The 24,853-nt window shown below is 58.7% G+C and carries 21 protein-coding genes; 14 read left to right on the top strand and 7 right to left on the bottom strand.

The annotated features are described in order from the left end of the window. The 5 genes from KJB29_RS10765 to KJB29_RS10785 form a co-directional block, all read left to right on the top strand. The coding region (locus KJB29_RS10765; RefSeq protein WP_215734584.1) for an RHS repeat-associated core domain-containing protein at window positions 1–566 on the top strand (566 nt) is incomplete at its 5' end. Further along, on the top strand, window positions 563–982 hold the full coding sequence (locus KJB29_RS10770) for a hypothetical protein (RefSeq protein WP_215734585.1): 420 nt from the start codon (window positions 563–565) through the stop codon (window positions 980–982). The genes KJB29_RS10765 and KJB29_RS10770, both read left to right, overlap by 4 nt. A 99-nt stretch (window positions 983–1,081) precedes the next feature. Further along, on the top strand, window positions 1,082–1,825 hold the full coding sequence (locus tag KJB29_RS10775; RefSeq protein WP_246561172.1) for a hypothetical protein: 744 nt from the start codon (window positions 1,082–1,084) through the stop codon (window positions 1,823–1,825). 99 nt (window positions 1,826–1,924) lie between these two features. Next, on the top strand, window positions 1,925–3,007 hold the full coding sequence (locus KJB29_RS10780) for an alpha/beta hydrolase (RefSeq protein WP_215734586.1): 1,083 nt from the start codon (window positions 1,925–1,927) through the stop codon (window positions 3,005–3,007). A 47-nt stretch (window positions 3,008–3,054) separates the two neighbouring features. Continuing rightward, window positions 3,055–4,599 (top strand): GH3 family acyl-acid amido synthetase, encoded by a 1,545-nt coding sequence (locus KJB29_RS10785; RefSeq protein ID WP_215734713.1) that lies wholly within the window; start codon window positions 3,055–3,057, stop codon window positions 4,597–4,599. Between the two features lie 8 nt (window positions 4,600–4,607). Here KJB29_RS10785 and KJB29_RS10790 read toward each other — a convergent pair whose 3' ends face one another. The 7 genes from KJB29_RS10790 to KJB29_RS10820 form a co-directional block, all read right to left on the bottom strand. Next, a complete protein-coding gene (locus KJB29_RS10790; protein WP_215734587.1) occupies window positions 4,608–6,779 on the bottom strand; it encodes a hypothetical protein in 2,172 nt (723 codons plus the stop codon). An 18-nt stretch (window positions 6,780–6,797) separates the two neighbouring features. Further along, entirely contained in the window at window positions 6,798–9,209 is a 2,412-nt protein-coding gene (locus KJB29_RS10795) for a glycosyltransferase (RefSeq protein WP_215734588.1), read from the bottom strand. A 92-nt stretch (window positions 9,210–9,301) separates the two neighbouring features. Then, on the bottom strand, window positions 9,302–9,859 hold the full coding sequence (locus KJB29_RS10800; protein ID WP_215734589.1) for a hypothetical protein: 558 nt from the start codon (window positions 9,857–9,859) through the stop codon (window positions 9,302–9,304). A gap of 311 nt (window positions 9,860–10,170) precedes the next feature. Further along, window positions 10,171–11,214, bottom strand: coding sequence for a prolipoprotein diacylglyceryl transferase family protein (locus tag KJB29_RS10805; RefSeq protein WP_215734590.1), 1,044 nt, complete (start codon window positions 11,212–11,214; stop codon window positions 10,171–10,173). Between the two features lie 17 nt (window positions 11,215–11,231). Beyond that, window positions 11,232–12,227 (bottom strand): phosphatidylserine decarboxylase, encoded by a 996-nt coding sequence (locus tag KJB29_RS10810; RefSeq protein ID WP_215734591.1) that lies wholly within the window; start codon window positions 12,225–12,227, stop codon window positions 11,232–11,234. Window positions 12,228–12,229: 2 nt separating this feature from the next. Continuing rightward, window positions 12,230–14,659: a hypothetical protein gene (locus KJB29_RS10815; protein WP_246561174.1), complete on the bottom strand. Its 2,430-nt coding sequence runs from the start codon at window positions 14,657–14,659 to the stop codon at window positions 12,230–12,232. Window positions 14,660–14,752: 93 nt separating this feature from the next. Beyond that, complete coding sequence (locus tag KJB29_RS10820) at window positions 14,753–14,989, bottom strand: hypothetical protein (protein ID WP_004511583.1); 237 nt, start codon at window positions 14,987–14,989, stop codon at window positions 14,753–14,755. A gap of 253 nt (window positions 14,990–15,242) precedes the next feature. Here KJB29_RS10820 and KJB29_RS10825 point away from each other — a divergent pair, with 253 nt between their 5' ends. The 9 genes from KJB29_RS10825 (at window position 15,243) to KJB29_RS10865 (ending at window position 24,833) form a co-directional block, all read left to right on the top strand. Next, window positions 15,243–15,428, top strand: coding sequence for a hypothetical protein (locus tag KJB29_RS10825; RefSeq protein ID WP_215734592.1), 186 nt, complete (start codon window positions 15,243–15,245; stop codon window positions 15,426–15,428). A 40-nt stretch (window positions 15,429–15,468) separates the two neighbouring features. Next, window positions 15,469–16,461 carry a UDP-glucose 4-epimerase GalE gene (gene galE, locus KJB29_RS10830; RefSeq protein WP_215734593.1) on the top strand — a complete coding sequence of 331 codons (993 nt, stop codon included), beginning with the start codon at window positions 15,469–15,471 and terminating at the stop codon, window positions 16,459–16,461. Next, window positions 16,449–18,278: a glutamine--fructose-6-phosphate transaminase (isomerizing) gene (glmS, locus tag KJB29_RS10835; RefSeq protein WP_215734594.1), complete on the top strand. Its 1,830-nt coding sequence runs from the start codon at window positions 16,449–16,451 to the stop codon at window positions 18,276–18,278. The genes galE and glmS overlap by 13 nt, the downstream gene beginning before the upstream one ends. A gap of 64 nt (window positions 18,279–18,342) precedes the next feature. Next, complete coding sequence (gene gmd, locus KJB29_RS10840; protein ID WP_215734595.1) at window positions 18,343–19,392, top strand: GDP-mannose 4,6-dehydratase; 1,050 nt, start codon at window positions 18,343–18,345, stop codon at window positions 19,390–19,392. Continuing rightward, window positions 19,385–20,551 carry a non-hydrolyzing UDP-N-acetylglucosamine 2-epimerase gene (wecB, locus tag KJB29_RS10845; RefSeq protein ID WP_215734596.1) on the top strand — a complete coding sequence of 389 codons (1,167 nt, stop codon included), beginning with the start codon at window positions 19,385–19,387 and terminating at the stop codon, window positions 20,549–20,551. Before gmd ends, wecB begins: the two co-directional genes overlap by 8 nt. After that, window positions 20,548–22,101 (top strand): oligosaccharide flippase family protein, encoded by a 1,554-nt coding sequence (locus KJB29_RS10850; protein ID WP_215734597.1) that lies wholly within the window; start codon window positions 20,548–20,550, stop codon window positions 22,099–22,101. Before wecB ends, KJB29_RS10850 begins: the two co-directional genes overlap by 4 nt. A 58-nt stretch (window positions 22,102–22,159) precedes the next feature. Further along, window positions 22,160–22,858: a class I SAM-dependent methyltransferase gene (locus KJB29_RS10855; RefSeq protein WP_343213557.1), complete on the top strand. Its 699-nt coding sequence runs from the start codon at window positions 22,160–22,162 to the stop codon at window positions 22,856–22,858. Between the two features lie 11 nt (window positions 22,859–22,869). Then, complete coding sequence (locus tag KJB29_RS10860; RefSeq protein ID WP_215734599.1) at window positions 22,870–23,991, top strand: glycosyltransferase family 4 protein; 1,122 nt, start codon at window positions 22,870–22,872, stop codon at window positions 23,989–23,991. Continuing rightward, on the top strand, window positions 23,976–24,833 hold the full coding sequence (locus tag KJB29_RS10865; protein ID WP_215734600.1) for a glycosyltransferase family 2 protein: 858 nt from the start codon (window positions 23,976–23,978) through the stop codon (window positions 24,831–24,833). The genes KJB29_RS10860 and KJB29_RS10865 overlap by 16 nt, the downstream gene beginning before the upstream one ends. Window positions 24,834–24,853 lie beyond the last annotated feature (20 nt).

The raw sequence follows: 24,853 nt of genomic DNA on the forward strand, positions 1-24,853 counted from the left end.
CGTTCAAGTATGTGGGAACATACGGCGTTATGAGTGAGCCGAACGGGCTTTACTACATGAAGGCAAGGTATTATGATCCCTCCGTCGGGCGGTTCATATCTGAGGATCCGAAGGGACTAAGTGGCGGTGATGTTAACCTTATGGCGTATGTCCAAAATAATCCGATTAACTTCATAGACCCTACTGGATTGGATGGAGTAAATGTTCTCTCTGCAATTACCACATTTGCGGGGCAATTAAAGTCATACTTAGACCCGAAAGCAACGGCTGGCCAACTTGTTACTGGCATAGCAGTGGATTCGGCCTCTCATCTGTTTAATATTGCGCCGAATCAGGCCGTTGGTGATATCGGTGGCCTTTCTGCAAGCGCAGTTGGCGCACGCTTGGCTGTATCATCTGGCGGAACTGGTGCAGTTGCATTAGCCGGTTTTGGATTAGGCTTGTCGATTGGTAACGCAGTTAATCATTTACCAGTTCCTTTTACAAATGGGTTGAATGTACAACAGACCATTACGGAAGGTCTGATAAATGGCTATAACCCCTTTAAAAGAGGATGTGGCAGATGACCAAGAACTGGCCAGATAGGATTAGATTAGCGGTTTTTGCTATAATACTTATTCCATTTATCACTTTGATATTATTTCTTATTCAAGCCTTTACTGGTGTTTTTACAATAATATCAATGAATAAAGGCATTGTTATTTCTGTTGTTATTGTTATTATCTTTGATATATGTTTCGTTGCAACTAAATGTAATAGATTGAGACAGAATGAACTTGCAGACACCCTGCCAGATATGAACAATCAAAATAATATCAATCTGCCACGAACTATTATTGCAATTGTAGTAACTATCTTAGCTATTGCAGCTTATGTGAATTATAAGCTGTATTCTGTTGCAATTGCTAAAATACTGTTATTAATATGTATCCTAATCTCTGCCATAGAAATTATATACTTGAAAGCAAAAAGGAAGAACTGAAAGTATCACAGACAAGCCTTTGATAGACTTGCCTTGCTTCTTGCCTTTGAGGGGCGGGCGGTCGGGGGGATATGAGGGACACTTCCCATATTCCCCCCGGTGGCCCAGCTCTGGCTTGACGACACGATGCTGGTCGAGGAACTGGAACCCGTCAGCGGGGTTGATCTCAGCACGATGACCATCTCGGTCATGCACCAGTATGCAGGCAACTTCTCCGACCAGTCGGTGGACTACACCTTGAAGCGCGGCTCCACCTATGCCATCGTCTACGACTTCGGCGGCAGCCGTCTCGGGAAGCTTCTGGAGAAACGGGAGCGGCAGATGCAGGCCTACCGGGAATCGGGGCTTGGCGACACATCCCGCCAGGTGCTCACCGAATCCCTCAACGTCATCGGCCAGACCTGGATGCGGGACACCACCCTGGACGCCAACCTTCTGAGCCAGATCGGCGGGGTCATCGATCTGCGCCAGCACCGCTTCGGCATCGTGGCGCAGGAAACCGGCTACTACATCGACGTGAAGGCGCAGATGTCCGCCGTCTCCTCCATCCACGGCGACACCCTTGCCAGGGATGCCTACTTCAGAACCACCGGCCACCTGGCCAGCGCCATGGAGCACGGCGTGCTGGAACAGATGCAGGCGAACAGCCCGGCGGTATCCACGGTGAAGCTTTTGCAACTGAACAACGCCGGCGGGAAAAAGGCCTTCATGGCCACCTCCGCCAACTACGCCGCCATCAAGCCGCAGCTTTCCAACTACAGCACCCAGGACCTCTCCGACTTCCAGACGAGCGTCACCAATGGTAACACCCTCATCCTTCCGGAGAACGGCAAGATCTTCTAATTCTAGCCTTCACTGCGGAGCCACAAGCTTTTTTCCCATCTGCCACTGAGTTGTAACCGGGCTCTGGCATAAGGGAAGAAAACGACGGGAGCTCCGACCATGATCACAAATGCTGTCATTCCCCTGGCCCGAAGAGCTATGAGCACCCACCCCGCCCTCATGGGGATGGCCACCGCCACCTCCGGTTTTATCCGGCAGATGTCCATTAAGACATTCTCCCCAAGGCTCAGGCGCAGGGAAATGGCCCTGCGGCACGAGTTGCCGAGCATCCATACCGTCCGTAACCACTTGTTCAAAGAGAAGGGACAGGGAGAGGTTCCCACTATAGTCATCGGGGGGTTCGTTCCCGATGCCACCGAGGCGGTGGAGTTCCAGCGGGAGATCTTCCGGCGCCACGGTTCCGTCTACTATATTAATTTCTCCCGCTCCGGCTTTTCGGCTCCTTTCTTTTTCGCCCAACTGGCGGACCTGATCGAAGAACTGAACCGCAAGGGGCAGAAGCCGGTCATTTTTTCCGTCAGCTTTGGTTGCAGTCTGGTGGCCCGTTTCTTCCGGGATGGGCTCGACGCGGGCCTCTCAATCAGGGGGACCGTGATGACGAGCCCGGTCCTCTGCATTGAGGATCTGGTACGCCCCGAAGGGGAGCGGCGCGGAGGCGTCAGGATGCTGGAGAGCAACCTGAAGCGGATTTTGCGGGCCGAAACCACCAAGGGGGACGAGTTGAACCGCCAGATCGAGCGGGCGCGCCGCTGCTTCCAGGCCCTCTTTGAGGCAGGGGCCGAGAATCGGGTCCTGTCGAACCGACACCTCTCCATACGGAAAAGGATCATGGGGGTTCTGGAAAGCACTTCCTGTCTTGGCGGATACGAAAGGGTCATGGCCCTGCGGGATGCCCCGACGACAACGGACGGCACGGTTTTCGGGGGACCGGCCCTGGTGCTCCTGGCCGAGAAGGAAGACGAACTCCTGGTTCACACCTCCCCGACGCTTGCGGCTCTTCGGGACTCGGAAATCCGCGCCCGGCTCTTCCCCCGGGGCAAGGTGCGGACCGTCATGTCCCCCGCAAGCGGCGACGCCGTGGCCCATGCCTCCCTCATCTTTCACCAGCACTGCTATAATCCCCTCATCGAGGCGTGGTACGACAGACTCACAACGCCGCTGCGCCTGGCGGTGGTTTCGTGACGGCATCTTCCCCCTTCAGGACACTGACAGCGCCGGCCCTGGATCTGATGCTGAAAAGCGGCGCCTCAGCCCTTGCCAGGAACTTCGAGTCCCGCGACTCTCTGGCCTGCCAGCGGGAGATGCTGCAGCGCCTGGTGGCGGTCGGGGGGGGCACCAGATTCGGCCGGGATCACGGGCTGGCGGAATTGGCGGGAGAGCCCTTCGACCGGCTTTACGCTCAATACCGCAGACGCGTCCCGATCCGTACCTACTCTGACTTTTGGAACGAGTACTTTCAGGAGGGGCTTCGGGAGGAGAATGGCAGGAAGCGGCTCCTTCTGGAGGATGTAACCTGGCCGGGCAGGATCCCCTTTTTCTGCGAGACCTCGGGCACCACGGCACCCACCAAGTACATCCCGTTCTCCCGGGAGATGTTCGCCGCCAACAAGCGGGCCGCCCTGGACATGACCGCCTGCTACCTCCACCGTAACCCCCGGAGCCGGCTCTTCCAGGGAAAGCTCCTCTACATGTCCGGAAACACGAATCTCACGGATCTGGGGGACGGGGTCAAAAGCGGCGACATGAGCGCCATCACACTGCGCCATCGTCCCTTCTTCCTTAAACCCTTTGTCGCTCCGGGGATACGGGTGGCGGCCCTGCCGTGGGAAGAGAAGGTAGTGGAGCTGGCGGGGATGCTCCTCTCGGACCGCTCCATCCGGGGCATATCCGGCGTTCCCCCCTGGATCATCCTGCTGCTGCAGCGGGTGGAGGAGATGGGGCATCGTCCCCTTTCGGAGCTTCTCCCCAATCTCGAACTCATCATCCACGGCGGCACCAGCATGAAACCCTACCGCCGGGAGTTCGACAGTCTCTTCCGCAACCGACTCCCCAACTGCCTGGAGGTGCTTCCTTCATCGGAAGCGTTCATGGCCTTTCAGCTCCTGGGCGAGGAGCGCATGCGTCTTGTCCCTCACTACGGGGTCTTCTTCGAGTTTGTCCCCTTTGAGGAGCTTGACGAGCGGGGAGTGCCGGCCTCCGACGCCCCGGCGATTCCCCTGGAGGAGATCGAGACCGGGCGGCGTTATGCCGTCATCCTCACCACCTGCTCCGGACTCTGGCGCTACCACATCGGCGACACCATCCGCTTCACCGACCGGGAGCCCCTCTTTATCGAATTCACGGGGAGGGACAAGTTTCTGGACCGCTTCGAGGAGAAGGTGACCCAGGGGGAGGTGGAGGAGGCGATAGCCCGACTTAACCAGAGTGGGGGCATAGAGGTGCGGGAGTTCATGGTGGGTCCTGACATCGCCGGCCGGCGGCACGTCTGGGTGCTGGCGGTTGGAGAGATGAACGAGCGTGACAGCGAAACCCTGGCGCGTCTTCTCGACACAACCCTTCGGTCCCTGAACGCCGACTACGCCACGTTCCGGGAACAGGGACGCATTGCGGCGCCGCGGGTTCTGACGGTGGAAGAGGAACTCATCTACCGCTGGTCACGGGAGGTGCGGGGAAAGCTCGGCGGCCAGACTAAAATCCCCCACATCGATCCGACGGTTGACGGAGAGATGATCATGAGCCTGACGGAATTCGCCGGCCATGATCAGCGGTCGTGACGTAGATTTCAGAAAAGCAGACTCTCCAATCCCAACGTCCTCCTGAAATCCCACAGATTCATGAACAGGGCGTCGAAGCGCAGCCGGCGCGCCTGTTCCTCTTCCCGCTTCCAGAAATGAAGCTCGCTGACCGGATAGAGATAGCCGAAGCCGTAGGCGGTCAGGTCCGTCCGCTTACGCGCTACAAGGTTCACCGGGTAACGATATCCCGCCTCCTGCTCCTTTACGAGAACCAGTGCCCGTTCACGAACCGCCGCCGCCCTGGCCAGAAGCCGGAGCGCCTCGGCTCCGGGCCGCTTCTCGGGCGGCAGCTGCCGTTGGGCCATGCTGGCACGGATGGTGAGTGCCCGATGACCGGCCCGCAGGGCCGTGACCGTGAGACCACGCTCCAGTTCCCGCGAAATTCCCCGTAACCCTTCCTTACCATTCGGGACCGTTGCCTCGAATCGTTCCGATTCTCTGCTGATCTCCAGAGCCAGACGCTCCATCCTCTGGCTGAATGCCTCCAGGTCGGTCACCGTTGTCCCGAGTAACCCTTCGGTGTCCCTTGATTCGATGAGTTTTTCGTATCGGAACGGGGGCTCCGGCTGGAACGGCCGGTTGAAGGGCCACGGCATCTCCGAAAAGGGGGCCAGGGCCGCGGTGTAGCGGAGAAGCTCGCGATTCTTCAGGTAGTGCTCCTGGAGGGTGAGGGCGTCCGACCAGAGGTGCCGGAGCCGTCGGTCGGGGAAGATATCTCCGAGTACGGAGAGGGGGGACGTCAACTCTTCCCGTCCGCTGGAAACGTGCCGCCACGACCAGCGGGCGATGCTCCAGTCGGTGAGCCAGTAGCCCCATTCCCAACCGGAGGTGAAGGTGAGATGTCCGGTCACGCCAAGGCGCTCCATGGTCATCATGTCGTGGTGACGGGCCGAGAGATAGGGGAGGAGCATCTGGGGGACGGAATTATCGAAGGCGACCCAGTAGGACGATTCGGGCCAGTACCAGGTCTCCCGCCGCCGCGATTCCTGTTCAGCCAGCTTCAGCATGAAGCGCTGGTTGTGGTTGCCGTAGACCGGTGCTTTTTCCTCCGATGCGGAGTAGCACATGACCGTGTGCACGAGGATGCCGCAGTCTCGCGGCAGCTCGTCCACCCGCGGCGGGGTGCCGTTCGCCTCCTCGGCTTTAGGGCGGATAACGTGGGTGGCGTGGAAGAAGCGGGCGCCGTAGCGTTTAGTCACCCGCTCTGCCACCTGGTTGCGCAGAGAGGGGGCCAGCCGGTCGATGCGGGGAAGATGCTCACCCGTGGCGCTTTCGAGGGTGACGAAGTCCCACGGCACCTGGAAGAGCCAGGCAAGGTTCCGGTCGATCTGGCGCCGGTGGAAGGGTCTCAGCAGTTTCACTGCCTGAAATGCCTGCTGCTGGAGCATGGAGAGGGAAATCTCAACCCCCACGGTGACCCCCCGCTGGTGGGCATACTCCACGAAAGCCCGGGCGTGGGGAGGCCAGCGGTCGCGATCCACACCGCGCAGGAGGAAAAACTGCGTCGTGTTCTGGCCGTTGCGCGCCAGCCAGTCGATATATTCCTTCACATCGGCGAGGGCACCGGGATACGAGGGGTCGTGGAGTTGGGTCGCCAGTTCGGTGGGATGAAGGGTATGGAGGTGGAACCCGCGGCTGGCGAAGCGGGGGGTGGCGCTCCAGCGAAAGCGGCCGGGGAGGGGCCACGTGGCGTGGCGGGGAACGATGGTCTGCCGGGGGTGGATGAAGCGGTAACCGAGCCGCTCCTGGAGGAGACCGTAGAGGCCGTTGCTGACACCCGCTGCAGTCGTTGCCGAGAGGGTCAGGACGGTAGCGCTTCCGGTGGGACGGGATGTCCAGGTGTACGATTGGGCAACGGTGCCGGGCAGAGTGGCGGCATTATTCTGGTTGAGAGCAGGAAGAACCAGACGGATGGAGGCCGTGGAATCGTTCAGGGAGATTCGGGCGCAGGGGAAACTTTCTTGTACGAGACGGAGTGCGTCATTGACGGTGTTTCGGGCAACCGGGGCGGCGAGAAGTGACGGCGGGGCGATAATGCCAATGGAAAGGGGACGGGCGTCGGCGGGGGAATAGAAACACAACCCGCCGGCAATGATGAAGAGAACAGGTGTCAGGAGCGCTGCCACCCGCCCGATGGAGCGGAACGGGGAGAATGTCAATGATGGGAACCGATGGGGCTAGAAGTTGGCGGCCTTGCCCGGCTGCCGCAGTATAGTGCTGTAAGCGTCGCCGGTAAGGGACGCCCCCTGCTCGGCAAAGGTCCGGGCACTGCGCCCCATGGACCGGACCAAGTCCGGCTCCCGGATAAAGGTGATGAGGGCGGCGGCGAGGCCGTCCTCGTCGATGTCAGGCACGATGACCCCCGTTTCGCCTCCCGCCATCAACTCATGGGGGCCCCCTTCGTCGGAGACGATCACCGGTAGTCCCGAGGCCTGGGCTTCAAGGACCACGTTGCCGAAGGTGTCGGTGGTGCTCGGAAAGACAAAGACGTCGGCCGAGGCATAGCAGCGCTGCAGCTCTTCTCCTTCCCGGTAGCCGGTGAAGAGGACCGGGTAGCCGGCCAGCCGCGCCTCCATGTCGGCCCGGTAGGGGCCATCCCCCACGACAATCAGCCAGGCCTGAGCGCCGTAATCCACGATGCGGAGGAAAGCGTCGGCCAGAAGCTCCAGGTTCTTCTCACGGGATACCCGCCCCACGTAGAGAAACTTTAACCCTTCACCGATCCCGTGGCGTTTCCAGTAGTGGGGATCCCGCCGCTCGGGAGTGTAGGCGTCGATATCGACCCAGCGGGGGAGGGGACGGGTCTTTTCTTCGGGGAGCCCCTGCTCCACCAACTGCCGCCGGGTGCTGGCTGATGGGACCATCACCTCGGCTAGTTGTCCATAGAACCAGATCATGTAGTTCCAGGCGGCCTTTTCCAGCATCTCGTCGTTGGTCAGATCGCGCACGTACTGGGGGATATCGGTGTGGTAGGTGCCGGCGGCGGGGATGTCCATGAGCCGTGCCGCCATGAGGCCCAAGAGCCCGATGGTCCCGGGAGTGCTCACATGGATGGAGGTGAAGCCTTCCCGCTCCACGAAGTCGATCACATCGAGAATGGGGGGGAAGTGGAGGCGGATCTCCGGGTACTCGGGGAGAACGAAGTCGCCGATGGACGTGAAGTTCATGACGCCGTCGGCATAGCCGGTCTCCCGGGGAGACGAGGTGATGACCGTGAGTTCTATTCCCCGGCTGCGGGCCGTGGCAATAAGCCGTCGGATGGTGATGGCCACGCCGTTGATCTCGTCCAGGGTGTCGGTGAAGAGGGCGATCTTTTCACGCTGATTCCCCTGGTCGGCGAGGGGGAAGCGGTGGGCCAGCTCCCGCATCAGCTCCTTGCCCCGGTGCTGATGGTGGAACGCCAGGTAGTAGGGGGAGATGAGAAGGTGGACAAGCCCCACGGTGCTCAGGGACTGGATTATGGAAAAGATGCCCGAGGAGAAGGAGAGCTTGGTCAACTTCTCCGAATAGAGATACAGCATCCGGTTAGCCAGGTAACTGGTGATGGCGAAGATCTTCCGGTTACGGGTCTCGGGGCTGATCCGGGCCATGAATCCCGTGTCGTTCAGCACCCGTCTCGCCTCCCGGTCCAGAACCTCCTCGAAGCTGGCGCCGCCGCGCTGCTCGTAAATCTCCGGGAGGTTCCTGCGCACCAGGAGCCGCAGCCGCTCCCGCAGGGTCATCTTCCTGCTGGTCTCGAACATGCGATTGAGGAGGGCATTCACGAAGGGGGTGGAGCGGTTTGTCCCCCCGTCGAGCCGTTCCCGGTAGAAGTTGTAGGCAATCCCGTAGAGGCTGTGGGCCAGGGTCAGGGCATCGCCGTCCTCGCCGTCGGCCCAGGTCTCGCGGTTGAAAACGGTGTCCAGGAACTCCGACGGCGTCTCGCCGCGCTGGGCAGAGGTCCAGGCCCGGCCGATGAAGAGCCCGCCGTGGTCGTCGGAGCCGCCGACGCGCCCCTTGATCCAGGGCTCAGGGCCGGTGGGGACAATGCCGTGCTTCGCGGCAAGCCGTTTGATACGCTCCGGGGTCAGAGTGTTCAGGAGTTCGTCGGTGAAGCCGTTGAACCGCTTGGCCCGGGCGCCGTTACGAACCTCGATGGTGTTGAAGAGGAGGAGCAGCTTTTCGATGTGGTCGGCAGAAAGTTTATCGTTCTGGGCATAGAGGGGATGGGCAAGGAAATGAGCGATGCGTTTCTCGTGCAGGTAGGGGGCCAGCTCATAGACGTTTCGCCGAAGCTGCATGATGTCCTGAAAGGTGCTTTCCCTGAGCCCCAGGGCCACCACGTGTATCTTGCAGCCGTCTTCGGGAAAGTAGGAGGTGAGCTCGGCACCGATGATTACGCCGGGGAGGTGGGCTATCTCCAGAGCACCGGTGATGGTGTTGTGGTCGGTGATGGCCACGTAGTCCATGCCGGCCGCCCTGGCCGTGTCATAGATGTGCCGGGGCGAGGTGAAGCTTTCGGGGCACTTGAACTTGCGCAGCGCCCAGTAGGTAGGCTTGTTGGAATGGCTCGAATGAACGTGAAGGTCGCATCTGTATTCAGTTTTCATGGTTGCAGTATGCACTGCCGAATTTACAGCCTTATAACCGTTCCGTGAATTGTCGGTTACAGCGTTATTCATAAGGAACCAACTGTACGCACTCAACTTCCTCCCTGGCCACGTAATTGAGCCATCTCAGCCGAAACGGCCCGAATCTCCCGGAGCTTTTCTTCTGCTTCGCGGCGTTTCCTGTCCCGGTCCGCACGTTCTTCTCCCGGGGCAGTTTTGAGACATTCCTGCCGCTCCCGCTGCAGGGTACGGATCCGTTCAGAGAGTTCCCGGTAATAGGGAGACTGGACAGGCATCGCCGGCGTGTCGCCGCCATAACTTGGAGAAGAATAGGTCTGTTCGGTCGCGGTCTGAGTGATTATAGCCTGGGGATACGCTGAAGCGGAAGCCGTGTAGTCGGCCGGTTTGTCCTTGTCGTGTTCGGGTTTGCCGACCAACTCGACTTCGTAGTGGTCCGGATGATTTTCAAATCGCTCGACCAGATACGGTTCTTTGGCCTTAGGGGGAGGTGCGGACGATTCGGGAGTACCGGGGGTGCCGTACAGCTCGACGATTATCCGGTCGGGAAGCTCAATAATTCTCGGCGCGGCCTCGGCAATGGTGGTGAAGAGCAGTATTGAAACAAGAACCAGACTGGTGCGGGTGGTCATGGCAAACCTCCGTCACAAAAGATTAATCCCGGAAAGGCCATGGGCCTGTTCCGGGATATCCTGTTTCCCAGACGGCTGGTCAGCTGAACCCGCAGGGTGGTCAGTTAGGGAAAGGCTGTATTGGGCTGTGACCCCACCAGGAAGAGGATGCGGTGCGTATTCTGTCGCTCGGAACGACTGATGCGCTTTATCCTGTTCGGGCTTCCTGGTGCCTTAGGGTCAGCAAAGGTCCCGTTGTCTAATTTCTCCTATTCATACACGGTCGATATGACGATTCTATTAAGAATGAATAAAAAGTCGGTTACGGCAGCTCAAACTCGCTCCCGATGCACATGGAAGAAGATGCGCGAGCCGGTGACGGTGCTCCGGCCGGTATAGAACAGGATCGCGAGCCAGATGCATTGCAGGGGAAGGATGGCGGCCGGGGTCCAGAGGGCCGCGGTTATTCTTTCGGCGTTGGGGATAATCTGCGTCTCTCCCTGGAAGTAGAAGGCAGTGGCGGCCCCGTAAGCAACCGCCAGAATCCCCATGATCTGATAGGCGGAGATGCGGTTGTCGCCCCGGTAGTCGTCCCGCAGGAATTCGGATGCCGTGCGCCAGAGTTGGGTGATTCCCATGGCGATGAGGAAGGAGAGGGTGAAGCGTCCGGACAGGAAGAGGGCTGCGCCAGCCAGCGCCGTGGCGGTGTAGAGGACGGCGGTGATCCCCTGGATCGGCACCAGGGGGATTCCGACCAGGTTTCCGGCGTAGCTTGCCTTTTTCGTTTCGCCCCGGAAGATGAAGGCTCTCCCTGCCAGAAGGCGGGCGATGACCGGGTTCGCAGCCGACAGGGGCTTGCCGTAGCAACAGCCGAAACTGATGCAGGCGAGCCTTCCGAATCCTTCCCCCAAGGCATAGGCGCTTGCCACGGCCGCCAGGAGCGCCATGACCGGAAGCTGTCCGTCGGTGGGGGCCAGGAGCCGGTTCATGAGACTCACTACGAAGGGGGCGGCAATGGTGCCCACGAAGACCGCCCCACCCACGGTGAAGGTGTGGCGCTTTCCCTCCACGATTCGCGCCACCAGCCGCGACGCCGGAACGCAGATCATAAGGGTCACGGCGAGGGTTGAGAGGGTAAGGATGAGCGGTGCGCCGAGGCTTGCGGCCAGGGCCAGGAAGAGCAGGGCTGCGGCCCCGTAGGCGTTGGCCGACAGGATGCCGTACCAGGTGATGTTCACCCCTCGCCAGCCGCCGTCGGCCTCGCGGGATACCGGCACGGCCGCCGCCATCTGCCAGCGCTCCGCCGGTAGGAAACTGATTCCCCACCAGAGGTAGATGGCTGACAAAACGGCAGTGACTACTATGAATAGGGTCATGGACGGCTCCTGATGGTTCAGTTCGTTACCGCAACGGCAATAAGCGAACGGACCTTAACGTCGGTTTCGACCAGGGGACGGCCGAACCCGTGGGAGAAGCGGCTTGCGGCCCGGGTGTCATGCATGTTGCGCACGATGTCGTCGGAGAAGCGTACCCTGTCGCGCTGGAAGATAAGGACATCGGTGCTGCTGCCGGGGCGGTAGAGGCTCTTGGGCACCCCTCGGCGAAGGAACATGCCGGGCTCGACGGGGCGCGGGGCCGTGTACCCCTCATAGCTGTAGCACTGCACGATCCGGCCGATCATGAGGGCCACCACCTCGATCATCGCCACGAGCCCCACGCCGGTCCCCCCCGGCACGTCGGTGTCGATAACCGTCACCACCCGCCGGTTCTTGGAGAAGGGGGTCGCTTCGACGACCACGGCCCCCGGATTGCACGAGTGGTAATCGCCGTCGAGCTCGTAGATATCGCGCACCGTTCCCGCCACCGGCGTGTGGTTGTAGTGGTATTTGTCCGGCGTCAGGCGGAAAACGGCGAATTCCCCACCGGTGAATGCCCGGAGCCATTCTCCCTTGTGGCGGCCTAGCAGCTCCTCGAAGTCGAAGAATTTTTCCTTGAGGAAGAGGGCCGAGGTGTCACGAAACGATCCGACCAGCACCCGGGCGTCGGCCGGCGAGACCACAGTCCACTGCGCCTCGGGCATGGGACGGCACTGCTCGTAGCGGATCCTCCGTTCAAAGACCTTGCGGGGCGTGTCGAGGGACTCGGGCGGATCGAGGCACTCGTCCAGGTCCACCCCGCATTCCTCCAGAAAACGGCGGTTGCTGCCGAAGGGGAGGTCGAAGTTGATGAAGCCGAGGAGACCCGATGACCAGCTGCTGGTGGCCATTTTAAAGAGAAACGGTGCGTTTTCCCGCGCCCCGTGGTAGAGGAGCCGGATCAGCCGGTCGCCGAAGAGCCGTTCGTTCCGGATAGATCCGGTCTCACGTTCGATGTATTGATGTTCGGTCATGGTCAGATACCTTGTGGGCGTTTATGCGTGTTACGGGCATGATCTGAATCGTGCGAGACGCTGGCAAGGACCAGTGCGATGACTGTCCGTAGCGCCTCGGCCGGCAGGTTCTCGTCCAACAGGTCGCGCCGGACCCGCCGCAGGTAGGAGGCGCCGCCGTTTTCTCCAGTCAGGTCCGCCAGGAGGGCGACGGTTGAGGAGTCCCCTTCCGCAGCCTGCCGGTCAAGGGCAGCGAGCCGTTCTTCGAGCAGGTCCAGTGACTCGCTCATGTGCCTGAAGCGAAGTCCCTGGCGGTAGAACGATTCCGCTCCCCGGTTGAAGTCCGCGGCAGGAGTCGCCAGTGCCGAGCGGGTGCCGGTTTCGGCCAGGATTCCCCGGGTGAGCCGTCCCGCCGCGGTAAGGCGGTCCGGGAGCTCCAGCCGCGCGGTCAGTTCCTCCATCCTTTCTTTCATCCCCAGCATCTCGATCAGGTCTGCGCCATCGGTCATGAGGGTGCGCACCAGGGCACGGCGGTATTCCTCCACCCGGACCCGAAGGTAGCCCGGGTAGCGCCGGCTCTGCCTGCTGCCGTCCGTCCGTTCGAGAATCGACCTGAGGAGCCGGTTGCGGGTGGCCCGGCGGATGTAGATGGTGGGGACTCCCAGGGCCGCGGCGAAGAAGATCTGCCTCCGTTCGCTCTCGATGACCGGATTGTCGGGGATGTCCCGGTGGCTCAATTTCCCTTCCGCCATGAGCTTGTAGGCAAAGAGGATGACCAGGTTCTGGAGGTCGGCGGCACCCCCCAGGTCGTCTTCGAAGGACTCGAAGAGGCTGTAGTGGCGCCCCTCGAAGCCGGAGAAGCCCACCACATGCTTCTCGCGGAGCTTGCAGAGGAGATAGACCGACATCTGAGCGTCGAAGATCCCCAGCTCGGCCAGATCGCGCCGCAACCGGTCGCCGTTGCCGACCCTGCCGTCCAGAGCCGGGCTGCAGGTGGTGGAGAGGAGGCTGACCAAGTAGTCGATGAGGCGGAAGTCCGGCACGACGTCGCCGGTGAAGCCGAAGAGCCTGCTGACGGAACGGTCGAGCCACTCGGGGCCGAAGGGGGTGATGACGTTGCCGAAGAAGGAGAGCCGCGCCTTTTTCCGCCACCGCCGCCAGAGCATCCGCAGATGGGTGTAGTCAAGCTCGTGGGGGAGGAATCCCAGTGCCCGCTCCGGGTGGAAGTCGGTGAATCCCAGCCGGTAGGGTGCCGCCGTGTAGGTGCCGACGAAAAGGGGGAGAAAGTGTTCCGTCGCCTTGATGACCAGATCACCCAGGTGTTTCTCGTGATGGGGCGTGAACCCGGAGGAGGGATCATCGAGGGCGGCGCCCAGCCGCAGGCTTCCCAGGGAGAGATGGGTGCCGTTGTTGGCGAGGCTCACGTCGGAGACGCTCGGCAGCACCACCAGGTTGTTCTGGATGATCCCCGCGTCGCGCAGCTTGGTTACGGTGTTGAGACGGCTGCGGGAGAGGACCTGGTGGCAGAGGTGCATGTAGCGGTGCTTATCTTCGCCCCGGTCCCATCCGGAAAGGCAGGGGCTCATGAAGAGATCCCGGTAGAAGGAGTCGGCGATGAGGCCGTTCAGCTCCTTCTGGCGGACCGGCGGATGGGGTGCCAGATAAACCATGGCCCGTTGTCCGTTGGCGGAGAGGCCGAAGGCGGTATTGGCGTACATGATCAGGAGTTGCGTCAGAAGGTACCGGATGGCCTTCTCCCGGGCCACCCCCTTGCCCGGGCCGCTTCCGGAAGCAGTGGTGACCACGTGGAACGAGAAGGTTTCCGGGGAGGTGTTGTCGTTGAGAAAGTGCCCCATGAGGCGCTCCCCCGTGGCGCGGATGGCGGGATGGGCGCTGGTGCCGGCGGCGTCGGCCAGGGCCAGCTTGATGAGGTAGCTTACGGGGAGGCGAAGCCACTGTTCGCCGTCTTTCAGGGCGATGAAGCGTCCCGCGTCGCTCCGCTCCCCCGAGGCAAGATCGGACTTGTTCGCCCTGAGATCGGCGGTGAAGACCCGATCGGCAAAGGGTGAGAGCATCCGGCGGGGAAACCGCACCCAGCTGTTCTCCCAGACCTGTTCGCGGTTGCGGGCTAGGAACCGCTCCAGATCGGACACGGCGCTTCGAGGTGCTTCACCGGCAGCGGCGCGCCGGGCTATGGCGGCAAAATAGACTGATTCCTCGATGGCAAGGGGGAGATCGACATCGCTCCGCTGTCCGGCGACTGCTGCCTGAAGTTCGGTTTCAGTGCCGGCGGTGGTGTCGCCGGCGGAAAAGGGGAGTGACGGGACTCTAACCCCTCCATTCTGCAACTCAGTACCTATACGGGCCAGGATGGCCGGTATGGGCTCCGACTGTACGGAGTCGGTACTGGTGTTATTCAACAAGTGCAAGGCATTGCTGTTCGATTGCGACAAGAGGCCCTCTCGTTCGGCATGTAGCGAGACATAAATGCTGCAAAATACTATTTACCGGCTCCTGATGGCTGCGGTTAACGTCAGGTGAATGTTCTATGCCGCAGGCCGGTAGCAGGTGCATACGCCGCACTCGCATTCGTGCAGTTCAGCAACCCCGTGCACCAGTTCCAGCTCGCTCTCCGCAAAGGAAGAGCAGTACCCTTCCAGATTGAACCGGTACACCACCCCTTCGCCCTGGTCATTGGATATTCTGGCCGTGGTCCCCGGTTCCAGTTCTTCCCTTTCATCCTTCCTGCCGATGAATCGTACGAGATCGCCTTTGACTAACATGCGCATTTCCTCCTCACTCGTTTTACGTAGCTAACAAATAGAGAGTACCGGGCCGGTGTTGCTGTGAGGTGACGGTCAGGAAAAAACCGTGAAAAATTGGGAAGTGGACCCACTACCGCCCCCGAGAATTGCTGATGTGCCGTGGTGATGAATTTGGCAAATATTAATAATCCTGTCGTTTCAATGTAACAGTTCGGGCGTAGGCTTGCCTTCGTCGGAACCATCCGCACCCAATTTCCTGATGAGGTGACCCATGCACGCGAGAACCGAACGGATACTCTGGATGCTCATTGCCTCGGTGGCGCTTTTGATGTTTATGGCCACCCTCCGCACGACGGGGAATCACCTTTCGCTGGAGAAGGAACGTTCAGCGGTGATCGGGCTCGTCTCCACCCAACAACAGGGCGAGGGAACTTTGGCGGAGGTGGCTGCGAGATGACGGCGCGCCGCAGCACAAGGCCGGAACTGGGAGGGTCACGATGAAAATACTGGTCACCGGTGGTGCCGGTTACATAGGAAGTCACGTGGTGAAGGCCCTTGGCCTGGAGGGACATGAACTGCTCGTGTACGACAACCTCTCCACCGGGCACGAGTGGGCGGTCATGTACGGCACTCTCGTCAAGGGAGACCTGGAGGACCGCGTTCTGCTGGAAAAGGTCTTCCGCGAGTTCCGTCCCGACGCGGTGATGCACTTTGCCGCATCCATCCAGGTGGAGGAGTCGGTTCGCCGGCCCCTTCTCTACTACGGCAACAACACGGCCGGCACCCTCAATCTCCTCGATGTAATGGTCAGGGCGGGGGTGCGATGCCTGGTGCATTCCTCCACCGCGGCGGTCTACGGGATTCCGGATGTGGTGCCGGTCGCCGAAACCGCTCCCCTTGCTCCCATCAACCCCTACGGCTCATCAAAGGCCATGGTGGAAAAAATTCTTGCCGACCTTGCACTGGCCGAGGATTTTCGCTACGTGGCCATCCGCTACTTCAATGTGGCCGGCGCCGATGTGGCGTGCCGCCTGGGCCAGGCCTACCGCGAGGCGACTCACCTCATCACCCGGGCGCTCAAAACCGCCCACGGCCAGTACGAACGGCTCCAGATCTTCGGGAACGACTACCAGACTCCCGACGGTACCTGCATCCGTGATTACATCCACGTGGACGACCTTGCCGCTGCCCATGTCCTGGCCCTCGATTACCTGGTTGAGGGAGGCGTGAGCGAGATCGTCAACTGCGGCTACGGGCACGGATTTTCGGTGCGTGAGGTGATCGAGGCCGTGGCGCATGTTACCGGCACCCCTTTTTCGGTAGAGGAAACGGGGCGGCGGCCGGGTGACCCGCCGACCCTGGTCGCGGACAGCTCCAAACTCCGTTCCCTTATGAAGTGGGAACCCCAGTACGACAATCTTGACTTCATCATCAGGACTGCCTGGGAATGGGAGCTGGCGCTCAAGCGGAGGAAGCCATGTGCGGCATAGTTGGCTACACGGGGCGGCAGCCGGCGGTCCCCGTCATCCTCGAAGGTCTGCAGCGGCTGGAATACCGGGGCTATGACTCGGCAGGCATCTGCACCATGAACGGCCACGGCGCCGAAATGCTTCGCTGCGAAGGGAAGCTGGCGAACCTGGAACGGCTTCTGACGGAAACGCCCCTGGGGGGAACCATCGGCATCGGCCACACCCGCTGGGCCACCCACGGCCGGCCGTCGGAGAAGAACGCCCATCCCCACCGGGCAGGCGAGGTCTTTGTCGTCCACAACGGGATCATCGAGAACCACCGGGAGTTGAAGGAGGAACTGGAACGGCTGGGGCACTTGTTCCGCAGCGACACCGATACCGAGGTCATCTCCCACCTCATCGAGCACAACATGAAGCTCGGGTCCGATTTCGAAACCGCTGTCCGCGAGAGCCTGCGGGAACTCCGGGGAGCCTACGCCCTTTGCATCCTCTGCGAGGGGATGCCCGGCACCCTGATCGCCGCCCGTAATGGCTCCCCACTGGTGGTGGGGCTCGGCGAACGGGAGTTTCTGGTCGCCTCCGACATCCCGGCGCTCCTCTCCCACACCCGCCGGGTAGTCTTCCTGGATGACGGTGAGGTGGCCCTCTTCTGCGACGGCGAGGCATCGTTGACCCGCATCGACGGCCGTCCCGTGGCCAAGGAGCCCACCACCATCGACTGGACCCCGGTCATGGCCGAGAAGGGGGGCTTTCGCCATTTCATGCTCAAGGAGATCTTCGAGCAGCCCCGGGCCATTGCCGACACCATCGCCGGCCAGGTCTTCGAGGAAGAGGGAGAGGTCTTTCTGGAGCAACTGAAGATGACCGACGCCGAGCTGGCGAAGGTTTCCCGGGTGGTCATCGTTGCCTGCGGCACCTCGTGGCACGCGGGTCTCGTGGGAAAGTTCCTGCTCGAAGACCTCTGCCGGTTGCCGGTGGAGGTGGAGATCGCCTCCGAGTACCGCTACCGCAATCCGGTGGTGGGGGAGGAGAGTCTGGTGCTGGCCATCTCCCAGTCGGGAGAAACCGCCGACACCCTGGCGGCCCTCAGGGAAGCGAAGCAGCGCGGCGCCCGCACCGCCACCATCTGCAACGTGGTCGGCTCATCCATCGCCCGGGAGGCCCAGGGCGTCATATACACCCACGCCGGCCCCGAGATCGGCGTCGCCTCCACCAAGGCTTTCGTCACCCAGCTGGCTGCGCTCCATCTCCTGGCCATCCGGCTTGGCAGGGCCGTTGGGGCCATCTCCCGGGAGAAGGGGAGGGAGCTGATCGGTTCTCTGGTGAAGCTTCCCGGTCTCGTGGAAGAAACCCTCCGGATATCGCCCGTTGTGGAGGCGGTCGCCCGCGGATGCCATCATGCCCGCGATTTCCTCTACCTGGGGCGTGGCTCCTGCTACCCCGTGGCCCTGGAAGGTGCCCTCAAGCTCAAGGAGATCTCCTACATCCACGCCGAGGGGTACCCGGCGGGCGAGATGAAGCACGGCCCCATCGCCCTCATCGACGAGCAGATGCCGGTAGTGGTCCTGGCGCCGAGAAACGCCCACTACGAGAAGACCATCTCCAACATGGAGGAAGTCATCGCCCGGGGGGGCCGGGTCATCGCCGTCGCCACCGAGGGGGACGACACCCTGGTCGGCAAGGCGGAAATCATGCTGGAGATTCCCGAGGCACCTCCGGAACTTCTTCCCATCCTCGCCACAGTGCCGCTGCAGCTATTGGCCTACCACGTGGCGGTGCTCCGGGGGAATGATGTGGATCAGCCGCGGAACCTGGCCAAGAGCGTGACGGTGGAGTGAGGGGCATGAATTTGTCAGGTGGCTCTGCTTCAGAACCAGCAATGTATTGAATAGAGGTAGGAACGTGAAAAAAGCACTGATTACCGGCATCACCGGTCAGGATGGCTCCTACCTGGCGGAGTTGCTGCTGCAAAAGGGTTACGAAGTCCACGGCATGATCCGCCGTTCGTCATCCTTTAACACAGGTCGGATTAACCACATCTACCGCGATCCCCACGAAAAGGACGTACGGTTGTTTCTGCACTATGGCGATCTCAACGACGCCAGTTCCATCAACACTCTGCTGCGCAATATCCAGCCGGAAGAGATCTACAATCTTGGTGCCCAGAGCCATGTCCGGGTCTCATTCGATGTGCCGGAATACACCGGGGAAGTAGATGCTCTGGGATCGGTCAGGATACTTGAGGGAATCCGGGAAACCGGACTTAATACCAGATTTTATCAGGCGTCATCTTCTGAACTCTATGGAAAGGTCGTTGAGACACCACAGCGTGAATCGACTCCATTTTACCCCCGGTCCCCCTACGGCTGTGCCAAGGCTTATGCCTACTACATCACCCAGAACTATCGCGAAAGCTACGGCATGTACGCCTGCAACGGCATTCTCTTCAATCATGAATCACCTCGGCGTGGCGAAACCTTTGTTACCCGAAAGATCACCCGGGCGGCGGCCCGGATCAAGTTGGGGCTCCAGAACTGTCTCTATCTGGGGAACCTGGATGCAAAACGGGACTGGGGATTTGCCGGAGATTACGTTGAAGCGATGTGGCTGATGCTGCAACAGGAGCAGGCGGACGACTATGTTATCGCCACCGGCGAGACCTATATGGTCCGAACCTTCGCCGAAAAGGTTTTCGCCCGCCTTGGGATGCCGCTTGAATGGGGGGGGAGCGGCGATCGGGAAGAAGGGGTTGACACCGCTACCGGCAAGCCTCTGATTCGCGTTGACCCCAAATATTTCCGTCCCGCAGAGGTTGACTTGCTACTGGGAGACCCATCAAAGGCAAAGCGGGTACTCGGCTGGCAACAGCAGACCAGCTTTGACCAGTTGGTCGCCATGATGACCGATGCCGATCTGGCGCTGGCAGAGCGGGAAATGCGCGCCAATGGATAAATTGAAAGTAATGTTTGTGTTCGGTACTCGTCCCGAGGCCATAAAAATGGCGCCGTTGGTGAAGGAACTGCAGAAGCAAGCCGGACAGTTCAAGACCATAGTCTGTGTATCCGCGCAGCATCGGCAGATGCTCGATCAGGTGCTCCAACTCTTTGACATCAGGCCCGACTATGATCTCGACATCATGAAGCCGGGGCAGGACCTCTTCGATATCACCAGCAACGTGCTCCTGGGACTGAAGCCTGTCTTGACGAAAGAACAGCCCGATATCCTGCTTGTCCACGGTGACACCACTACGACAATGTCGGCGGCCCTTGCCGCCTACTATTGCCGGATTCCTGTCGGTCATGTTGAAGCAGGGCTGCGAACCTATAATAAATTTTCGCCTTTTCCCGAGGAAATGAATCGCAGAACGGCCGGAGCATTGACGGATCTGCATTTCGCACCCACCGAAACTGCCCGTCGAAACCTTCTGAACGAAGGGGTGGCGGACACTTCTATCTTCGTGACGGGCAATACCGTAATTGATGCGCTTTTTTCGGTCATTGGCGAAATCAACGCCAATAGGGAGCTTAAAGAAAGCCTGTCCACCCAATTCCAGTTTCTCGATCCCCATAAGAGGCTGATCCTGGTAACCGGCCATAGAAGAGAAAATTTCGGTGCTGGTTTTGAAAGTATATGCAGGGCTATTGCGCGAATAGCCGAGAGATATCCGGACGTGGAGATTCTCTATCCAGTGCACCTGAATCCGAATGTACGTGAACCGGTCAGACGTCTCCTGGGTAATGGAAAGCTATCCAATGTCCATCTTATCGAACCTGTTGATTATCTGCCCTTTGTTTACCTGATGGCTCAATCGTATCTCATCATTACCGATTCCGGTGGCGTGCAGGAAGAGGCCCCATCCCTGGGAAAGCCGGTGCTCGTGATGCGCGATACCACCGAACGCCCGGAGGCAATTGGTGCCGGAACGGTCAAGCTGGTTGGAACCCGTGAGGAGTCCATTTACCGCGAGGCAGCCCGCCTACTTGATGCCGCGGACGCGTATCAAGTCATGTCGCAGGCTCTCAATCCGTATGGTGACGGCCGGGCGGCAGAACGAATCGCGAAATGTCTTGCTGATTTCCCCAACACCTGCATGGGCGGACAGCTGGCATGAACATGAATGCGATTATCCTCTCCTGGTGCCCGAATATACTTTCGTCAACCCTGGAGCGTATCAGAAGCTCCAAGGTTGGCTACCGATTTGCGAAGGGAATGTTCTGGTCTTTGACCGGGTCCTTGATTTCAAAGGGAATGGGGCTTTTATCCTCCATTCTGGTCGCCAGAATGATAGGAAAATCAGTTTTTGGTGAATTGGGTGTCATTCAGAATACCATCGGGATGCTTGGGACATTTGCGGGGTTTGGTCTGGGATTGACCGCCACAAAATTTATCGCCGAATATCGGTCTGCGGATCCGGAGAGAGCCGGACGAATCAGGGGGCTTTCAAGCGCATTTGCCTGGGTCACCGGCACACTTGCCTCATCGGTGTTGTTTATGTTCGCTCCCTGGCTTGCGAAGCATACCCTTGCCGCGCCCCACCTTGCAGACCTCCTGCGGATTTGCTCATTGCTTCTGTTTCTTACTTCGATCAATGGCGCTCAGACCGGCGCGCTTTCCGGTTTCGAGGCATTCAAGACGGTAGCAAGAATCAACCTTTGGTCCGGGTTCGCCAACTTTCCCTTGATGGTTGGTGGTGTTTATGTCGCAGGGCTCAGGGGCGCGGTGTGGGGGATGATTGCCGCGGCTGGAGTGAACTGGCTGCTCAATCATCTTGCCATCCGGCGGGAATGCAGAATTGCAGGAGTACCATACACATACAAATCCTGCTGGGAAGAACGGGGAGTACTCTGGCGGTTCAGCCTGCCTTCGGTTATGGGTGGGGTGCTTATCGGTCCGGTGATGTGGGGTGCAAGCGCATTGCTGGTCAACCAGCCTAACGGCTATGCGGAGATGGGAGTCTACAATGCAGTCATGCGCATCAAGCAGGTGCCCGAACTGGTTCTCGGTATGGTCATGGCCCCACTTCTTCCGATTCTGAGCGAACAGTTCGGCAACCGGTCTTTCGGGCAGTACAACAAAACCCTGAGATATGCATTCACGTTGTCTCTTCTGGTGCTCGTTCCGGTCTCTCTCGTTCAGATAGCGGTACCTGACGTAACCCTTATGCCCTATGGGAAGGAATTCAATGGAAACCGTCAGGTAGTGCAGTGGCTGATGATTCATTCCATACTCGTCGGATTGTTCTATCCTTTTGGGACTATTGTGGCGAGTATGAACAGGATGTGGTTCGGATGGGCTTACAACATGATGTGGAGCGTCTTGTATTTCAGCTGCTCCTATCTGCTGATTCCTGAAAGCGGCGCCAAAGGGCTTTGTATTGCGTTCTCAATTGCACACCTTGTGTCCTGCACATTCATGACTGTCTATGTCTACTGCAAGGAGCCAGACTATTTTCAGGAATTACCATTCCTTCGATTCGTATTCATTACTGTTCTGGCAGTAGGTATCTGCTTCATAGCTGAAAAAACCATGACTCCCATTCTGTCAGGTTCGATAAGTGCCATTATAATTGTTATATATATAATGTTATTGAAAAATAGTTTAACAAATCCAAGTACAATAAGGACTACCGTCGATGCTGAGACTACCGTTTCCAGTTCGTAATCCAGTTAAATACATACATTGGTCACTTCATTATGATTATTCCCCGACGGGATGTGAGGTGTTGCCGCGTGAAATAGAGCAGTATTTCCCGCTCATGAGAAAGCTGAGGTCGTTCAACAGGAATGTGCCGCACTCGGCAAGAATCGATGAGCGTTTCCCCACGGTAGGGTGGGTTAGTTGGGATGAGGCGACCCTTCTCTACAACTACGGAAAAATGTTTAGCGGCAAGAAGATGCTCGAAATCGGCTGCTGGGTTGGGTGGTCAACCGTCGCTTTGGCGCTGTCCGGACTCAAGCTGACCGTTGTTGATCCTGTATTGGAAAACATGCCTCAAGGCGATGCCTGCCGGGATTCTCTTGCTCGCGCCAGGCTCATGAATTCGGTAGATCTGGTGCCCGGGTTTTCCCCTGCAAAGGTGGAGCAGCTTTCCCGGCAGGGAGAATCGTGGGATATCTTTTTTATTGACGGCAATCATGATGGCGATGCGCCGTTGCAGGACGCCAGGATGTGCGCGGAGTTAGCACCGGAAGACAGCATTATCCTTCTCCATGATCTGGTCCAGCCAAACATCGCCGAAGCTCTGCTCTGGCTCCAGAATAATGGCTGGCAATGCGGCGTTCATTACACATCGATGTTCATGGGGGTTGCCTGGCGCGGGAGTCGAAAGCCGATACATCATACTGCGGATCCCAGGATAAACTGGCAGAAATTAATCGATGGAGCATATCCCCATCTTCGCTCCTTTCAACGGATATAGCTGAGTCCCCAATGATAATTGCATACATAGTCACGGATCTCGGACGTGGAGGGACGCAAGGCTGGGTGGAGTATTCCGCATTGGAACTGGTGAAATATGGCCATTCCATTACCATAATAGCCGAAAACACGCCGCACGACAGGAAAGCAAAATTTGAAGAACATGGAATAGTAGTGCGCGCCTTTGAGAGACCTGCAAGCCGCTCAGATTATTGCCGGATAATTCAGGAAGCTCGCGCTGACGTAATCCATTTGCATGTTTGGGAACGGTTTTCCGAACTGATTCAGTTGCGCGAACTATGCAATGTCCCTGTTTTGCTCTCGTACCACAGTGTTCCTAAAATCGGTTGGAAACAGTGGGTTGCCAGGATAATCAAGCCATCTGTCAACCACTGGGATATGTACGACTGGTTCACTCTAAAACAGGCACGACAGTATATAGATGCTCATATTGGCTGCTGTAAAGCCTCTGCCAGAGGAATCCGCAATAAATACTGGCCGTTTATGGGGAAACGGGTTTTTCCCCTTCCCAATGCAATACCTTTTCCCGAAGCGAATATGGCGAGTGTCATCAGCGGTCCGCCCAAATTCCTGCAGGTCGGGGCACTGAATGAACGGAAAAATCCGTTTCTGACCTTGAAGGCCTTTCACAATATTCAACGTCGCATTCCGGATTCGACCCTTACCTTCGTGGGCGGCGGCCCCCTCTTTGAGGAATTGAAGGGTTATGTTCACCAGATGGGTGTCGAGAACGTGTTCCTTGTTGGAGAAGTGCAGGATCCGAGCCCCTATTACATGGCAAGCAACATCCTGGTCCAACCGAGCAGGTCTGAAGGGTTGCCGTATACGCTCATAGAAGGTGCCGGGCGCGGAATGGCACTTATCGCATCGAACGTGGATGGAAATCCGGAAATCTGCATTGCGAAACGGAATGGTCTTCTATTGCCGGATATAAGTGAAAATGCCTTGCAGGAGGCAATGCTCAATTTGGCACTGAATCATGAAGAAAGAAGTCGAATGGGTAGTTGTGGACGGAGACTCGTTGAAGAGAATTTCAGCATGAAGCTGTTCGTAAAAAGGCTTCTCAAAATTTACGAGACAGTAATAGAGCGTAAGCCATGTCCAGCCAGTTGAATCACGGCACGTTGCCGAAAATTTCGATTGTTACCCCCAGTTACAACCAGGCCCAGTATCTCGAAGCCACCATGAGATCCATCCTGGATCAGGGGTATCCTGATCTTGAATACATAGTCATGGACGGTGGAAGTACCGATGGTTCGGCCGAGATCATACAAAAATATTCAGATCGCCTGACCTATTGGGAAAGCGCTCCGGATAAGGGGCAAGCGGATGCCATATTCCGTGGATTCGAGCGGGCCACGGGTGAAATCTTCTGCTACGTCAATTCAGATGATCTACTTTTGCCGGGTTCCCTGGAAATGGTTGGCAGATGGTTCAGGGAGCATCCCGACGAAGAGTGGGTGGTCGGCGGAACGATACTGATCGATGGGTTGGGCAAACCGATCATCCGTTCGCGCAGGGGGCTTCCCGAGGCTGATCTCGGCGTCAAAGTAACCTTCAAACGCCTTTTGCTGCACAATTGCGGCGGATTTCATCAGCCGGCGAGCTTCTGGAGGCGCAGCGCATTCGAGCAAGCAGGGGGCTTCGACAGGACCCTGCGCTTCTGTTTTGATTACGACTTGTTCTTCCGCTTGGCCAAGCGCAGGCCGAGCGGCCGGATACGATCTTTTCTGGCTGCCTTCCGCTATCATCCGACGAGCAAGACCAGCACCCTGGAAAGCGTATTTCGTGAAGAGAATGAAACGCTTTGGAAGCGGTATGGAAGGTATTTGTATTCAGAAAATCAGATAAGGAATTTCGCCCATAAACAAACTACTCGCGATATGTGGAACAACAGGATCATAAAGTTAGGATTTTATTTAAAGGTTCTCAATGTATCAAATGCGATTAGATAGTAACTTACCTTTGAAGGGAA

The sequence above is a fragment of the Geobacter grbiciae genome (assembly GCF_018531165.1).
GTDB lineage: Bacteria > Desulfobacterota > Desulfuromonadia > Geobacterales > Geobacteraceae > Geobacter > Geobacter metallireducens.

Excerpts from the sequence above, each read along its gene's own strand:
- KJB29_RS10770 (WP_215734585.1), top strand. The coding sequence starts at position 563 with ATGACCAAGAACTGGCCAGATAGGATTAGATTAGCGGTTTTTGCTATA.
- KJB29_RS10780 (WP_215734586.1), top strand. The coding sequence starts at position 1,925 with ATGATCACAAATGCTGTCATTCCCCTGGCCCGAAGAGCTATGAGCACC.
- KJB29_RS10785 (WP_215734713.1), top strand. The coding sequence starts at position 3,055 with ATGCTGAAAAGCGGCGCCTCAGCCCTTGCCAGGAACTTCGAGTCCCGC.
- KJB29_RS10795 (WP_215734588.1), bottom strand. The coding sequence starts at position 9,209 with ATGAAAACTGAATACAGATGCGACCTTCACGTTCATTCGAGCCATTCC.
- KJB29_RS10800 (WP_215734589.1), bottom strand. The coding sequence starts at position 9,859 with ATGACCACCCGCACCAGTCTGGTTCTTGTTTCAATACTGCTCTTCACC.
- KJB29_RS10805 (WP_215734590.1), bottom strand. The coding sequence starts at position 11,214 with ATGACCCTATTCATAGTAGTCACTGCCGTTTTGTCAGCCATCTACCTC.
- KJB29_RS10810 (WP_215734591.1), bottom strand. The coding sequence starts at position 12,227 with ATGACCGAACATCAATACATCGAACGTGAGACCGGATCTATCCGGAAC.
- KJB29_RS10820 (WP_004511583.1), bottom strand. The coding sequence starts at position 14,989 with ATGTTAGTCAAAGGCGATCTCGTACGATTCATCGGCAGGAAGGATGAA.
- KJB29_RS10825 (WP_215734592.1), top strand. The coding sequence starts at position 15,243 with ATGCACGCGAGAACCGAACGGATACTCTGGATGCTCATTGCCTCGGTG.
- galE (WP_215734593.1), top strand. The coding sequence starts at position 15,469 with ATGAAAATACTGGTCACCGGTGGTGCCGGTTACATAGGAAGTCACGTG.
- glmS (WP_215734594.1), top strand. The coding sequence starts at position 16,449 with ATGTGCGGCATAGTTGGCTACACGGGGCGGCAGCCGGCGGTCCCCGTC.
- wecB (WP_215734596.1), top strand. The coding sequence starts at position 19,385 with ATGGATAAATTGAAAGTAATGTTTGTGTTCGGTACTCGTCCCGAGGCC.
- KJB29_RS10850 (WP_215734597.1), top strand. The coding sequence starts at position 20,548 with ATGAACATGAATGCGATTATCCTCTCCTGGTGCCCGAATATACTTTCG.
- KJB29_RS10860 (WP_215734599.1), top strand. The coding sequence starts at position 22,870 with ATGATAATTGCATACATAGTCACGGATCTCGGACGTGGAGGGACGCAA.
- KJB29_RS10865 (WP_215734600.1), top strand. The coding sequence starts at position 23,976 with ATGTCCAGCCAGTTGAATCACGGCACGTTGCCGAAAATTTCGATTGTT.